The sequence below is a fragment of the Propionicimonas paludicola genome (genome assembly GCF_002563675.1).
Classification (GTDB): Bacteria; Actinomycetota; Actinomycetes; order Propionibacteriales; family Propionibacteriaceae; genus Propionicimonas; species Propionicimonas paludicola.
Map to the genome: position 1 here is coordinate 1111664 of NZ_PDJC01000001.1, position 15385 is coordinate 1127048.

Annotated in this window: 2 protein-coding genes and 5 rRNA genes; all 7 read left to right on the forward strand. The window is 59.3% G+C overall.

Annotated elements, in window-relative coordinates; translation table 11 throughout:
• Positions 1–121 precede the first annotated feature (121 nt).
• The 7 genes from ATK74_RS05110 (at position 122) to ATK74_RS05140 (ending at position 15382) form a co-directional block, all read left to right on the forward strand.
• The gene (locus ATK74_RS05110; protein ID WP_143483570.1) at positions 122–1567 is read left to right on the forward strand and encodes an alpha/beta fold hydrolase; all 1446 of its coding nucleotides are present in this window, start codon (positions 122–124) and stop codon (positions 1565–1567) included.
• A 30-nt stretch (positions 1568–1597) separates the two neighbouring features.
• Positions 1598–2863, forward strand: a complete 1266-nt coding sequence (gene tyrS / locus ATK74_RS05115; protein WP_098460032.1) for a tyrosine--tRNA ligase — start codon at positions 1598–1600, stop codon at positions 2861–2863.
• A 523-nt stretch (positions 2864–3386) separates the two neighbouring features.
• Positions 3387–4903, forward strand: a 16S ribosomal RNA gene (locus tag ATK74_RS05120).
• 328 nt (positions 4904–5231) lie between these two features.
• Positions 5232–8342, forward strand: a 23S ribosomal RNA gene (locus ATK74_RS05125).
• Between the two features lie 87 nt (positions 8343–8429).
• Positions 8430–8546: ribosomal RNA gene (rrf, locus tag ATK74_RS05130) — 5S ribosomal RNA — on the forward strand.
• A gap of 1880 nt (positions 8547–10426) precedes the next feature.
• Positions 10427–11943: ribosomal RNA gene (locus tag ATK74_RS05135) — 16S ribosomal RNA — on the forward strand.
• A 328-nt stretch (positions 11944–12271) separates the two neighbouring features.
• Positions 12272–15382, forward strand: a 23S ribosomal RNA gene (locus tag ATK74_RS05140).
• The 16S, 23S and 5S rRNA genes sit together here, the layout of an rRNA operon.
• Positions 15383–15385 lie beyond the last annotated feature (3 nt).

Below are 15385 nucleotides of genomic sequence, written 5' to 3' on the forward strand. Positions count from 1 at the left end.
AGAATGATCCGGTCGTCATTCTCCAGACCGACCCCGCCCGAGTGTGTGGCCCCTAGATGGACGGAGAAGACCGTTCCGCGGCCGGACGCCGTCCCGGGCGTCGGCCGACAGGCTGATGGCCATGACTCCTCAGACTGCTCGTCCCGTGCCGGAGCGGATCGCCCGGTTGATCCTCGCCGCGCTGGTGGGCGGTGTCTTCGCCGCGCTGTGGGCGGTGATCGAGCCGCGCGGCCCGGTCACTGGAGTGCAGGCCGTGGCCATGATGGCTAGTGCACTGGTCACCGGCTGGTTATCCGGCCGGGTGGCCGAGTCGCGGCTGGCCGTGCTGATCGTCCCGCTCGCACACGTGGTCACCTTCGAACTGGTCCGAACGTCCTGCCCACTGCCCACGGCCGGTGCCGCACCGTCGGGGACAGCCTTCGGCCTGGTCGCCTTCGCGCTGGGTCGGCTGGTTCCCTGGCTGCTGGCCGTGGTCCCGTTGGCCCTGGGTGCGGGCTGGGGTGCCCGCCGGCTCGCGCTGCGGCGGCGGTGGGCACTGCTGGCCGCCAGCACCGCACTGGCCGTCCTTGCCGGTTGGCTGCTGATCCCGCCCGCGGCCGCAGAGGTCGGCGCTCCGGGCGGCTTCGCCGAACTTGTCCAGGTGGAGCTGGGTGGCCATCGGCAGTGGATCCAGGTGCGTGGCACCAACCGCACCAACCCGGTGGTGCTGTACCTCAGCGGTGGCCCGGGGCAGAGCGATCAGGCCTTCTCACGGGTGCTGCTGGAACCGCTGCTCGGCGAGATCACCCTGGTCAGCTGGGATCAGCGCGGCACTGGTAAGTCCTATCCAGGGCTGGACCAAGCCAGCCTCACCCCCGACCGGGCGGTCGGCGATGTGGTCGAGTTGGCCCAGTTCCTGGCCGAACGCTTCGGTCAGCGCAAGATCGTCCTGCTCGGGGAGTCCTGGGGAAGCCTGCTCGCCGTACTGGCAGTTCAGCGGGCACCGCAGCTGTTCTCGGCCTACCTGGGCAGCGGTCAGATGGTCGACGTCCTGGCGACCGATCAGGCGATCTACGACGACCTCGCTGCGCTGGCCGGACGTACCGGGGACGCCGAACTGGCCGCGCAACTGGCACGGCTCGGCCGTCCGCCTTATCGCAGTGTCTTCGACTACGGCGAGATCATGCTTCGGTATCCGCTCCTGGAGGGCCCCTACACCCCGCCGGCCGGCTACCGGACACGTGCCAGCCAGGGCGGCGTCGGTCCGCTGGGCGTGCTGGGCGTCGAGTACGCACCGATCGAGAAGCTCAACGTCGTCCGCGGCCTGCTGGACATGTTCTCGGTGATGTACCCGCAGCTCCAGTCGATCGACCTGCGCCAGTCGGCGACCGAGCTCGAGGTGCCGGTGTTCATCCTGTGCGGCGATCACGAGCTGGAAGCCCGTACCGGTCCGGCTCGGGAGTGGTTCGCCACGCTCACCGCACCGACCAAGCGCTGGTACCAGCTGCCCGACGCCGGCCACTCGGTGGCCTTCGAGCAGGCCGAGGAACTCGGACGCATCCTGCGCGAGGATGTTCCCCGGCGGTGAGTCTCGCGGCGGGCACTACGCTTAGCGACCGTGAATGCGCTACTCGACGAACTGACCTGGCGGGGCTTCATCGCCCACTCCACCGACCCGGAGGCCCTGGCGGCCACCCTGGACGCAGGCCAGGTGAAGTCCTATGTGGGCTTCGATCCGACGGCGCCGAGCATCCACATGGGAAACCTGGTGCAGCTGATGCTGTCGCGGCGCCTGCAGGCCGCCGGGCACCGTCCGTTCCTGCTGGTGGGTGGATCGACCGGACTGATCGGCGATCCCAAGCAGTCCAGTGAGCGGAACCTCAACCCCAAGGACTTGGTCCACGAGTGGGTGGAGCGGATCCGGTCCCAAGTGAGCAAGTTCGTCGATTTCGACGGGCCGGCAGCGGCGACGGTGGTCAACAACTACGACTGGACGGTCGAGCTGAACACCCTGGACTTCCTTCGGGATATCGGCAAGCACTTCAGCGTGAACCGGATGCTGGACCGCGAGGTGATCAAGGCCCGACTCGAGTCGGGGATCTCCTACACGGAGTTCTCCTACGTGCTGCTGCAATCGCTGGATTTCCTGGAGCTCTACAAGCGGCACGGAGTCACCATGCAGACCGGGGGCTCCGACCAGTGGGGCAACCTGACTGCGGGGGTGGAACTGATCCGCCGATCGGTGGGCGGCCGGGCGCACGCGCTGGCCACTCCGCTGCTGACCAAGTCCGATGGGACCAAGTTCGGCAAGACCGAGTCCGGGACGGTCTGGCTGGATCCGGCCATGACCAGCCCCTACGCCTTCCACCAGTTCTTCTTGAACGCGGAGGACTCGATGGTCGGCAGTTACCTGCGGATCTTCTCCGAGCGCAGCCGGGAAGAGCTGGACGATCTGATCCGGCAGAGCCAGGAGGCGCCGCACCTGAGGGCAGCCCAGCGGGCGCTGGCCGACGACATCACCGACCTGGTGCACTCACCGGCCGAACGCAAGGCGGCTAGTGACGCCGCTGCGGCCATCTTCGGCAGGGGAGAGCTGCACGACCTGCCGGAAGGCGTTCTGGCGGCCGTCTGGCGCGAACTGGGGGCGATCCAGCTCGAACCGGGCGCCGAGCTCCCGGCTGTGGTGGACGTCCTGGTAGCTGCCGGAGTGGTCCCCAGTCGCTCGGCGGCCCGTCGGGCCATCGACGAGGGTGGGGCCTACCTGAACAACCAGAAGGTGACCAATCCGGATCAGTTGGTCGACGAGGCCGACGTCCTGGCCGGCGGGCACCTGATCGTCCGCCGTGGCAAGAAGACGGTGGGAGCAGTCGTCATCAAGCGTTAGGCCCAGTCAGGGGCATGACACGCCCGGGGGTTTCGTCCGATTTGACCCACCCCCGGGCCTCGCGTAATGTTCATTGAGCGTTGCCGGTGACACGGACGGGGCAGAGAAAATCTGAACCGGACGAACCGGAACGCCGAACCCAAACAAGCAGCAACGGATGCGGTGTGTCTTCATGCCAGAAGTCATCAAGTCCGGTCAACTGTCGCGGATGGGATCGGGGTCTGGATGCCGGTTCGACAAGCGGTTAAGGGCCTAGTAAAGTAAGTCGAGTTGCCCCGAGCGACGGTGAGAGCCGAAGCGAGGAGCGCACCCGAAACTTGAGAACTCAACAGCGTGCTTTAAAAGTCAATGCACAATAATGCACTCTTCGGAGTGCGAACAAAACCCCGACCGGGGCAGTGATGCGAAAGCTGATGTGTCTCGGACGGATTCCTTTGATTATTGATACAGACCAGTATTGGTCTGCGTCAGAATCGAACTGAAGTTGACGGTTATTGGGCCTTAAAGCCCTCACCGAAAGTTTTCAACGGAGAGTTTGATCCTGGCTCAGGACGAACGCTGGCGGCGTGCTTAACACATGCAAGTCGAACGGTGAAGGGAGCTTGCTCCTGGATCAGTGGCGAACGGGTGAGTAACACGTGAGCAACCTACCCTTGACTCTGGGATAACAGTTGGAAACAGCTGCTAATACCGGATACGACCCCGGCGGGCATCTGCTGGGGTGGAAAGCTCCGACGGTCAAGGATGGGCTCGCGGCCTATCAGCTTGTTGGTGAGGTGACGGCTCACCAAGGCGACGACGGGTAGCCGGCCTGAGAGGGCGACCGGCCACACTGGGACTGAGATACGGCCCAGACTCCTACGGGAGGCAGCAGTGGGGAATATTGCACAATGGGCGAAAGCCTGATGCAGCAACGCCGCGTGCGGGATGACGGCCTTCGGGTTGTAAACCGCTTTCAGCAGGGACGAAGGGTTTCTGACGGTACCTGCAGAAGAAGCACCGGCTAACTACGTGCCAGCAGCCGCGGTGATACGTAGGGTGCGAGCGTTGTCCGGAATTATTGGGCGTAAAGAGCTTGTAGGCGGTTCGTTGCGTCGGAAGTGAAAACTCAGGGCTTAACCCTGAGCCTGCTTTCGATACGGGCGGACTTGAGGGATGTAGGGGAGAACGGAATTCCTGGTGGAGCGGTGGAATGCGCAGATATCAGGAGGAACACCAGTGGCGAAGGCGGTTCTCTGGACATTTCCTGACGCTGAGAAGCGAAAGCGTGGGGAGCAAACAGGCTTAGATACCCTGGTAGTCCACGCCGTAAACGGTGGGCACTAGGTGTGGGATCCATTCCACGGATTCCGTGCCGAAGCTAACGCATTAAGTGCCCCGCCTGGGGAGTACGGCCGCAAGGCTAAAACTCAAAGGAATTGACGGGGGCCCGCACAAGCGGCGGAGCATGCGGATTAATTCGATGCAACGCGAAGAACCTTACCTGGGTTTGACATATACCGGAAACATCTGGAGACAGGTGCCCCGCAAGGTCGGTATACAGGTGGTGCATGGCTGTCGTCAGCTCGTGTCGTGAGATGTTGGGTTAAGTCCCGCAACGAGCGCAACCCTCGTTCTATGTTGCCAGCGGTTCGGCCGGGAACTCATAGAAGACTGCCGGGGTCAACTCGGAGGAAGGTGGGGATGACGTCAAGTCATCATGCCCCTTATGTCCAGGGCTTCACGCATGCTACAATGGCTGGTACAAAGGGCTGCAATACCGCAAGGTGGAGCGAATCCCATAAAGCCAGTCTCAGTTCGGATTGGGGTCTGCAACTCGACCCCATGAAGTCGGAGTCGCTAGTAATCGCAGATCAGCAACGCTGCGGTGAATACGTTCCCGGGCCTTGTACACACCGCCCGTCAAGTCATGAAAGTCGGTAACACCCGAAGCCGGTGGCCTAACCCTTGTGGAGGGAGCCGTCGAAGGTGGGACCGGTAATTAGGACTAAGTCGTAACAAGGTAGCCGTACCGGAAGGTGCGGCTGGATCACCTCCTTTCTAAGGAGCTATTGGCAGGCGTAATCAACCTGTCCAGCGCCTTCCGTTCCATCGCATACGTCGGTGGCGGGGGCAAGCACCTCAGTGGAACATTGACCATTAAGTTCGTGTACACCCATTCGTCAGTACGGTCGTCGGTTCGCCGGCGGAGTGGAACCTCGGATGCCGTTGAACGAACCCAAAGCACGCTGTTGGGCCCTGAAGGGTCGGTTGCCTAGCAACAAGCCTTCAACGCGGACCAGCTATGACGAGCCTCACGGCACGGCGTACCTGGGCCCGCCCGTTTCTTGAGAACTGCACAGTGGACGCGAGCATCTTTGTAGTGAAATAACAAGCTACTAAGGGCAATCGGTGGATGCCTAGGCATCAAGAGCCGATGAAGGACGTTGTAACCTGCGATAAGCCCCGGGGAGCTGGTAAACGAGCTTCGATCCGGGGATCTCCGAATAGGGAAACCTCGAAAGAAACCGGAGTAATGTCCGGCGACCTCTACCTGAACACATAGGGTAGTTGGAGGGAACGTGGGGAAGTGAAACATCTCAGTACCCACAGGAAAAGAAAACAACCGTGATTCCGTAAGTAGTGGCGAGCGAACGCGGAAGAGGCCAAACCTCGCATGTGTGATAGCTAACAGGCGTTGCATGCTGGGTGTTGTGGGGCCATTCAGACCGGGCTGTTAACCGGTCAGGGAGTCAAAAAAGATCAATGAAGTCGAAGGAACTGGGAAGTTCCGGCACAGAAGGTAATACCCCTGTAGACGTAAGTTGATCTCTCCCGAGTGTCACCCCAAGTAATGCGGAACCCCTGAAATTCCGCATGAATCTGGCGGGACCACCCGTTAAGCCTAAATACTCCTTGATGACCGATAGCGGACAAGTACCGTGAGGGAAAGGTGAAAAGTACCCCGGGAGGGGAGTGAAATAGTACCTGAAACCGATTGCCTACAATCCGTCGGAGCCTGCAAGGGTGACGGCGTGCCTTTTGAAGAATGAGCCTGCGAGTTAGTGGTACGTGGCGAGGTTAACCCGTGTGGGGAAGCCGTAGCGAAAGCAAGTCCGAATAGGGCGATTTAGTCGCGTGCTCTAGACCCGAAGCGTAGTGATCTATCCATGGCCAGGGTGAAGCGACGGTAAGACGTCGTGGAGGCCCGAACCCACTTGGGTTGAAAACCGAGGGGATGAGCTGTGGATAGGGGTGAAAGGCCAATCAAACTACGTGATAGCTGGTTCTCCCCGAAATGCATATAGGTGCAGCGTCGCGTGTTTCTTACCGGAGGTAGAGCACTGGATGGTCTAGGGGGCCCACAAGCTTACCGAAATCAGCCAAACTCCGAATGCCGGTAAGTGAGAGCGCGGCAGTGAGACTGTGGGGGATAAGCTTCATAGTCGAGAGGGAAACAGCCCAGATCATCAGCTAAGGCCCCTAAGAGATTGCTAAGTGGAAAAGGATGTGAAGTTGCATAGACAACCAGGAGGTTGGCTTGGAAGCAGCCACCCTTGAAAGAGTGCGTAATAGCTCACTGGTCAAGTGATTTTGCGCCGACAATGTAGCGGGGCTCAAGCAATCCGCCGAAGCTGTGGCATTCGCGTAATAGCCAGGCCCTCGTGGTCCAGGCGCGCGGATGGGTAGGGGAGCGTCGTGTGCGCGGTGAAGCGGCGGGGTGACCCAGCCGTGGAGAGCACACGAGTGAGAATGCAGGCATGAGTAGCGAATGACGGGTGAGAAACCCGTCCGCCGAATATCCAAGGGTTCCAGGGTCAAGCTAATCTGCCCTGGGTAAGTCGGGACCTAAGGCGAGGCCGACAGGCGTAGTCGATGGACAACGGGTTGATATTCCCGTACCGGCGAAACAACGACCCTGCCGAGGCGAGCAATGCTAAACACGCGAGGTTGTCGGAGGACTTCGGTCCGAGGTCAACTAAGTCTGTGACCCAAGCTTGTATTAGGTAAGCTGCGGAGGGACGCAGGAAGGTAGCCCAACCCGGGCGATGGTTGTCCCGGGCTAAGTGCGTAGGGCGAGGTGTAGGCAAATCCGCACCTCATTAAGCCTGAGACATGACGGCGAGGTAGTCGTTCTTCGACTGCTGAAGTGGGTGATCCTATGCTGCCTAGAAAATCTTCGTGAGCGAGTTGTTAGCCGCCCGTACCCTAAACCGACACAGGTGGATAGGTAGAGAATACCAAGGCGATCGAGAGAATCGTGGTGAAGGAACTCGGCAAAATACCCCCGTAACTTCGGGATAAGGGGGACCTGATGTGTTAAGGCTCTTGCAGCTGGACGCACTGACGGTCGCAGAGACCAGGCCCAAGCGACTGTTTACTAAAAACACAGGTCCGTGCCAAGTTGAAAGACGATGTATACGGACTGACTCCTGCCCGGTGCTGGAAGGTTAAGGGGAAGTGTCAGCGCAAGCGAAGCACCGAACTTAAGCCCCAGTAAACGGCGGTGGTAACTATAACCATCCTAAGGTAGCGAAATTCCTTGTCGGGTAAGTTCCGACCTGCACGAATGGAGTAACGATTTGGGCGCTGTCTCCACCACGAACTCGGCGAAATTGCATTACGAGTAAAGATGCTCGTTACGCGCAGCAGGACGGAAAGACCCCGGGACCTTTACTATAGTTTGGTATTGGTGTTCGGTACAGCTTGTGTAGGATAGGTGGGAGACTTTGAAGCAGGGACGCCAGTTCTTGTGGAGTCAACGTTGAAATACCACTCTGGCTGTTCTGGATATCTAACCTAGGTCCATTATCTGGATCAGGGACAGTGCCTGATGGGTAGTTTGACTGGGGCGGTCGCCTCCCAAAGAGTAACGGAGGCGCCCAAAGGTTCCCTCAGCCTGGTTGGCAATCAGGTGTTGAGTGTAAGTGCACAAGGGAGCTTGACTGTGAGAGGGACACCTCAAGCAGGGACGAAAGTCGGGACTAGTGATCTGACGGTGGCATGTGGAAGCGCCGTCACTCAACGGATAAAAGGTACCCCGGGGATAACAGGCTGATCTTGCCCGAGCGTCCATAGCGACGGCATGGTTTGGCACCTCGATGTCGGCTCGTCGCATCCTGGGGCTGGAGTCGGTCCCAAGGGTTGGGCTGTTCGCCCATTAAAGCGGCACGCGAGCTGGGTTTAGAACGTCGTGAGACAGTTCGGTCCCTATCCGCTGCGCGCGTAGGAATCTTGAGAGAGGCTGTCCTTAGTACGAGAGGACCGGGACGGACAAACCTCTGGTGTGCCAGTTGTTCTGCCAAGGGCACGGCTGGTTGGCTACGTTTGGAAGTGATAACCGCTGAAAGCATCTAAGCGGGAAGCACGTCTCAAGATGAGGATTCCCACAGAGTTAATCTGGTAAGGCCCCCGGAAGACCACCGGGTTGATAGGTCGGATGTGGAAGTGCAGCAATGCATGGAGCTGACCGATACTAATAGGCCGAGGGCTTGTTACCTACAAAGATGTTACGCGTCCACTGTGCGGTTCCCGAGTAACGGTCGGGGCCTCCCGAAAGGTGAGGCCTGCCACAACTCCATAGAGTTTCGGTGATCATGGCGAGAGGGAAACGCCCGGCTCCATTCCGAACCCGGAAGCTAAGCCTCTCAGCGCCGATGGTACTGCAGGTGGGAACCTGTGGGAGAGTAGGACGTCGCCGGACATACAAACACCCCCGCGAAGCTTCGGTTTCGCGGGGGTGTTGTGGTTTTACGGTATTTTGCAGACAGAAGATGAACTGTCGCCGGTCCTGGGGGATGGCGAACCGGGTTTCACATACCTGGGCCGTACTCGGCTGTGGGATCGACGGCGCTCGCGTTGCTCAGCAGGCGCGGGTGAGTGTGCGGGCCTGTTCAGCCTCTGATGTCGAACCCCCGTGGGCCCGGCCTGTGCAGACCGCTTCGGGCCGCCGCCTCGGCGCTGGCCTGGACGGACACGACTCGGCTGGGCTGGACGCACCCGTGCCCCTTCCGCATCCTTGGGCACGGTGGTTGCTCTCGAGATGAGCGAGGGGGCCTTGTGGCGACGAGGTCGAGACCCGGGCTCGTAGCGCCGAGTGGCGACGCCGCTCGATTCGATGTGATCCTGTATTTGAAGATCTTCGTTGTCCACTTGTGCTTCTCCGACTCCGTCTCGCCGACGGCCATATGTGCTGGCTCGTCAGCGGCGCAGGGAGTCCGCTCGCTGCGGGCGTGCCGGCCGTGGAGCCCTTCACCGTTCGACCGATCTCGCGGCGGCACGTGGATGAAGCGGAGCAGGTGCGGATCACTCACAATGCGAGCCGGCGGTAACGGTCTGACCGTGATGGCCAGGCTCGCGGCGACGCCGCCTCGAGTCGGGCAGCGGCTCGGACTCATGTCCGGTCGACGGCGCGTCCACACCAAGGCCGGCGTCCATGACGCAGCCTTCGAAGACCCGCGGCCGCAAGGACATGTGGCCACCGGGAGGCTGGACTCAGCCACCGCTGCGGATTGGCTCGCTGGTCGAGCGACAGCCTCGCACCGAGCTGCCCGCGGATCGGGCGAGGCGCCAGTGAGTCTGCGTCACAGTCCAGCCAGGACCCCCCACGACACCCATACGGCCTGCTGGTTCGTGGAAGCGGCCGTGCCCGGGCATCCATGGGGACTTCGGCGGCACCGCCGGCCCTGGGCGACGCGGCACCAGGGAGAACACAAACGGATTGCTGCGCCAGAGCCTCCGGAAGTAGACCGATCTTGTTTTTGCACGCCTCTGCCGGCCTCGGCCGTATCGAGCTCGAGGTCAACCGAAGACCCTGCACAGCCCTCGGACGTATCGAGCTCGAGCTCAACCGAAGACCCTGCACAGCCCTAGGCGCCGCAGCCCCGTCGAGTTGTTCAACGTCCTGCTGACCTCGCCGAACAGCGCGCCGTTGCGATGGTCGCTGGAGATCACGGCGGGCCGCCGCTGGCCTGGCCTGCGACTATCGTCCACTCCCCGCGACGAGCTCACCACGGAAGACCATGTACGGACGCAGGGGCCACAGTTCCGGCTCGCGAGCGGCAGGCCTGGGTCGGCTCCCTTCCGAGAGGACGACCCTCCCGCGCCAGGCGTCCCGACCACGCGATCGGCGAGGCGGATCGGGCTGGTGGCGACGCACAAAGGATGTCCGGGCCGCGGTCCGTAAGCGGCCGATTCGCATCCTCGGAGCAAGTTGGGTAAAGTACGTCGTCCTGCCGCAAGCAACAGGCCCGAGGTGTTGGGGCCGAGTGGGCAGGAGGGTCTGGATGCCGGTTTGACAAGCGGTTAAGGGCCTAGTAAAGTAAGTCGAGTTGCCCCGAGCGACGGTGAGAGCCGAAGCGAGGAGCGCACCCGAAACTTGAGAACTCAACAGCGTGCTTTAAAAGTCAATGCACAATAATGCACTCTTCGGAGTGCGAACAAAACCCCGACCGGGGCAGTGATGCGAAAGCTGATGTGTCTCGGACGGATTCCTTTGATTATTGATACAGACCAGTATTGGTCTGCGTCAGAATCGAACTGAAGTTGACGGTTATTGGGCCTTAAAGCCCTCACCGAAAGTTTTCAACGGAGAGTTTGATCCTGGCTCAGGACGAACGCTGGCGGCGTGCTTAACACATGCAAGTCGAACGGTGAAGGGAGCTTGCTCCTGGATCAGTGGCGAACGGGTGAGTAACACGTGAGCAACCTACCCTTGACTCTGGGATAACAGTTGGAAACAGCTGCTAATACCGGATACGACCCCGGCGGGCATCTGCTGGGGTGGAAAGCTCCGACGGTCAAGGATGGGCTCGCGGCCTATCAGCTTGTTGGTGAGGTGACGGCTCACCAAGGCGACGACGGGTAGCCGGCCTGAGAGGGCGACCGGCCACACTGGGACTGAGATACGGCCCAGACTCCTACGGGAGGCAGCAGTGGGGAATATTGCACAATGGGCGAAAGCCTGATGCAGCAACGCCGCGTGCGGGATGACGGCCTTCGGGTTGTAAACCGCTTTCAGCAGGGACGAAGGGTTTCTGACGGTACCTGCAGAAGAAGCACCGGCTAACTACGTGCCAGCAGCCGCGGTGATACGTAGGGTGCGAGCGTTGTCCGGAATTATTGGGCGTAAAGAGCTTGTAGGCGGTTCGTTGCGTCGGAAGTGAAAACTCAGGGCTTAACCCTGAGCCTGCTTTCGATACGGGCGGACTTGAGGGATGTAGGGGAGAACGGAATTCCTGGTGGAGCGGTGGAATGCGCAGATATCAGGAGGAACACCAGTGGCGAAGGCGGTTCTCTGGACATTTCCTGACGCTGAGAAGCGAAAGCGTGGGGAGCAAACAGGCTTAGATACCCTGGTAGTCCACGCCGTAAACGGTGGGCACTAGGTGTGGGATCCATTCCACGGATTCCGTGCCGAAGCTAACGCATTAAGTGCCCCGCCTGGGGAGTACGGCCGCAAGGCTAAAACTCAAAGGAATTGACGGGGGCCCGCACAAGCGGCGGAGCATGCGGATTAATTCGATGCAACGCGAAGAACCTTACCTGGGTTTGACATATACCGGAAACATCTGGAGACAGGTGCCCCGCAAGGTCGGTATACAGGTGGTGCATGGCTGTCGTCAGCTCGTGTCGTGAGATGTTGGGTTAAGTCCCGCAACGAGCGCAACCCTCGTTCTATGTTGCCAGCGGTTCGGCCGGGAACTCATAGAAGACTGCCGGGGTCAACTCGGAGGAAGGTGGGGATGACGTCAAGTCATCATGCCCCTTATGTCCAGGGCTTCACGCATGCTACAATGGCTGGTACAAAGGGCTGCAATACCGCAAGGTGGAGCGAATCCCATAAAGCCAGTCTCAGTTCGGATTGGGGTCTGCAACTCGACCCCATGAAGTCGGAGTCGCTAGTAATCGCAGATCAGCAACGCTGCGGTGAATACGTTCCCGGGCCTTGTACACACCGCCCGTCAAGTCATGAAAGTCGGTAACACCCGAAGCCGGTGGCCTAACCCTTGTGGAGGGAGCCGTCGAAGGTGGGACCGGTAATTAGGACTAAGTCGTAACAAGGTAGCCGTACCGGAAGGTGCGGCTGGATCACCTCCTTTCTAAGGAGCTATTGGCAGGCGTAATCAACCTGTCCAGCGCCTTCCGTTCCATCGCATACGTCGGTGGCGGGGGCAAGCACCTCAGTGGAACATTGACCATTAAGTTCGTGTACACCCATTCGTCAGTACGGTCGTCGGTTCGCCGGCGGAGTGGAACCTCGGATGCCGTTGAACGAACCCAAAGCACGCTGTTGGGCCCTGAAGGGTCGGTTGCCTAGCAACAAGCCTTCAACGCGGACCAGCTATGACGAGCCTCACGGCACGGCGTACCTGGGCCCGCCCGTTTCTTGAGAACTGCACAGTGGACGCGAGCATCTTTGTAGTGAAATAACAAGCTACTAAGGGCAATCGGTGGATGCCTAGGCATCAAGAGCCGATGAAGGACGTTGTAACCTGCGATAAGCCCCGGGGAGCTGGTAAACGAGCTTCGATCCGGGGATCTCCGAATAGGGAAACCTCGAAAGAAACCGGAGTAATGTCCGGCGACCTCTACCTGAACACATAGGGTAGTTGGAGGGAACGTGGGGAAGTGAAACATCTCAGTACCCACAGGAAAAGAAAACAACCGTGATTCCGTAAGTAGTGGCGAGCGAACGCGGAAGAGGCCAAACCTCGCATGTGTGATAGCTAACAGGCGTTGCATGCTGGGTGTTGTGGGGCCATTCAGACCGGGCTGTTAACCGGTCAGGGAGTCAAAAAAGATCAATGAAGTCGAAGGAACTGGGAAGTTCCGGCACAGAAGGTAATACCCCTGTAGACGTAAGTTGATCTCTCCCGAGTGTCACCCCAAGTAATGCGGAACCCCTGAAATTCCGCATGAATCTGGCGGGACCACCCGTTAAGCCTAAATACTCCTTGATGACCGATAGCGGACAAGTACCGTGAGGGAAAGGTGAAAAGTACCCCGGGAGGGGAGTGAAATAGTACCTGAAACCGATTGCCTACAATCCGTCGGAGCCTGCAAGGGTGACGGCGTGCCTTTTGAAGAATGAGCCTGCGAGTTAGTGGTACGTGGCGAGGTTAACCCGTGTGGGGAAGCCGTAGCGAAAGCAAGTCCGAATAGGGCGATTTAGTCGCGTGCTCTAGACCCGAAGCGTAGTGATCTATCCATGGCCAGGGTGAAGCGACGGTAAGACGTCGTGGAGGCCCGAACCCACTTGGGTTGAAAACCGAGGGGATGAGCTGTGGATAGGGGTGAAAGGCCAATCAAACTACGTGATAGCTGGTTCTCCCCGAAATGCATATAGGTGCAGCGTCGCGTGTTTCTTACCGGAGGTAGAGCACTGGATGGTCTAGGGGGCCCACAAGCTTACCGAAATCAGCCAAACTCCGAATGCCGGTAAGTGAGAGCGCGGCAGTGAGACTGTGGGGGATAAGCTTCATAGTCGAGAGGGAAACAGCCCAGATCATCAGCTAAGGCCCCTAAGAGATTGCTAAGTGGAAAAGGATGTGAAGTTGCATAGACAACCAGGAGGTTGGCTTGGAAGCAGCCACCCTTGAAAGAGTGCGTAATAGCTCACTGGTCAAGTGATTTTGCGCCGACAATGTAGCGGGGCTCAAGCAATCCGCCGAAGCTGTGGCATTCGCGTAATAGCCAGGCCCTCGTGGTCCAGGCGCGCGGATGGGTAGGGGAGCGTCGTGTGCGCGGTGAAGCGGCGGGGTGACCCAGCCGTGGAGAGCACACGAGTGAGAATGCAGGCATGAGTAGCGAATGACGGGCGAGAAACCCGTCCGCCGAATATCCAAGGGTTCCAGGGTCAAGCTAATCTGCCCTGGGTAAGTCGGGACCTAAGGCGAGGCCGACAGGCGTAGTCGATGGACAACGGGTTGATATTCCCGTACCGGCGAAACAACGACCCTGCCGAGGCGAGCAATGCTAAACACGCGAGGTTGTCGGAGGACTTCGGTCCGAGGTCAACTAAGTCTGTGACCCAAGCTTGTATTAGGTAAGCTGCGGAGGGACGCAGGAAGGTAGCCCAACCCGGGCGATGGTTGTCCCGGGCTAAGTGCGTAGGGCGAGGTGTAGGCAAATCCGCACCTCATTAAGCCTGAGACATGACGGCGAGGTAGTCGTTCTTCGACTGCTGAAGTGGGTGATCCTATGCTGCCTAGAAAATCTTCGTGAGCGAGTTGTTAGCCGCCCGTACCCTAAACCGACACAGGTGGATAGGTAGAGAATACCAAGGCGATCGAGAGAATCGTGGTGAAGGAACTCGGCAAAATACCCCCGTAACTTCGGGATAAGGGGGACCTGATGTGTTAAGGCTCTTGCAGCTGGACGCACTGACGGTCGCAGAGACCAGGCCCAAGCGACTGTTTACTAAAAACACAGGTCCGTGCCAAGTTGAAAGACGATGTATACGGACTGACTCCTGCCCGGTGCTGGAAGGTTAAGGGGAAGTGTCAGCGCAAGCGAAGCACCGAACTTAAGCCCCAGTAAACGGCGGTGGTAACTATAACCATCCTAAGGTAGCGAAATTCCTTGTCGGGTAAGTTCCGACCTGCACGAATGGAGTAACGATTTGGGCGCTGTCTCCACCACGAACTCGGCGAAATTGCATTACGAGTAAAGATGCTCGTTACGCGCAGCAGGACGGAAAGACCCCGGGACCTTTACTATAGTTTGGTATTGGTGTTCGGTACAGCTTGTGTAGGATAGGTGGGAGACTTTGAAGCAGGGACGCCAGTTCTTGTGGAGTCAACGTTGAAATACCACTCTGGCTGTTCTGGATATCTAACCTAGGTCCATTATCTGGATCAGGGACAGTGCCTGATGGGTAGTTTGACTGGGGCGGTCGCCTCCCAAAGAGTAACGGAGGCGCCCAAAGGTTCCCTCAGCCTGGTTGGCAATCAGGTGTTGAGTGTAAGTGCACAAGGGAGCTTGACTGTGAGAGGGACACCTCAAGCAGGGACGAAAGTCGGGACTAGTGATCTGACGGTGGCATGTGGAAGCGCCGTCACTCAACGGATAAAAGGTACCCCGGGGATAACAGGCTGATCTTGCCCGAGCGTCCATAGCGACGGCATGGTTTGGCACCTCGATGTCGGCTCGTCGCATCCTGGGGCTGGAGTCGGTCCCAAGGGTTGGGCTGTTCGCCCATTAAAGCGGCACGCGAGCTGGGTTTAGAACGTCGTGAGACAGTTCGGTCCCTATCCGCTGCGCGCGTAGGAATCTTGAGAGAGGCTGTCCTTAGTACGAGAGGACCGGGACGGACAAACCTCTGGTGTGCCAGTTGTTCTGCCAAGGGCACGGCTGGTTGGCTACGTTTGGAAGTGATAACCGCTGAAAGCATCTAAGCGGGAAGCACGTCTCAAGATGAGGATTCCCACAGAGTTAATCTGGTAAGGCCCCCGGAAGACCACCGGGTTGATAGGTCGGATGTGGAAGTGCAGCAATGCATGGAGCTGACCGATACTAATAGGCCGAGGGCTTGTTACCTAC

What these genes read in the sequence shown, in the direction of transcription:
- ATK74_RS05110 (WP_143483570.1), top strand. Translation starts at nt 122, where the DNA reads ATGACTCCTCAGACTGCTCGTCCCGTGCCGGAGCGGATCGCCCGGTTG.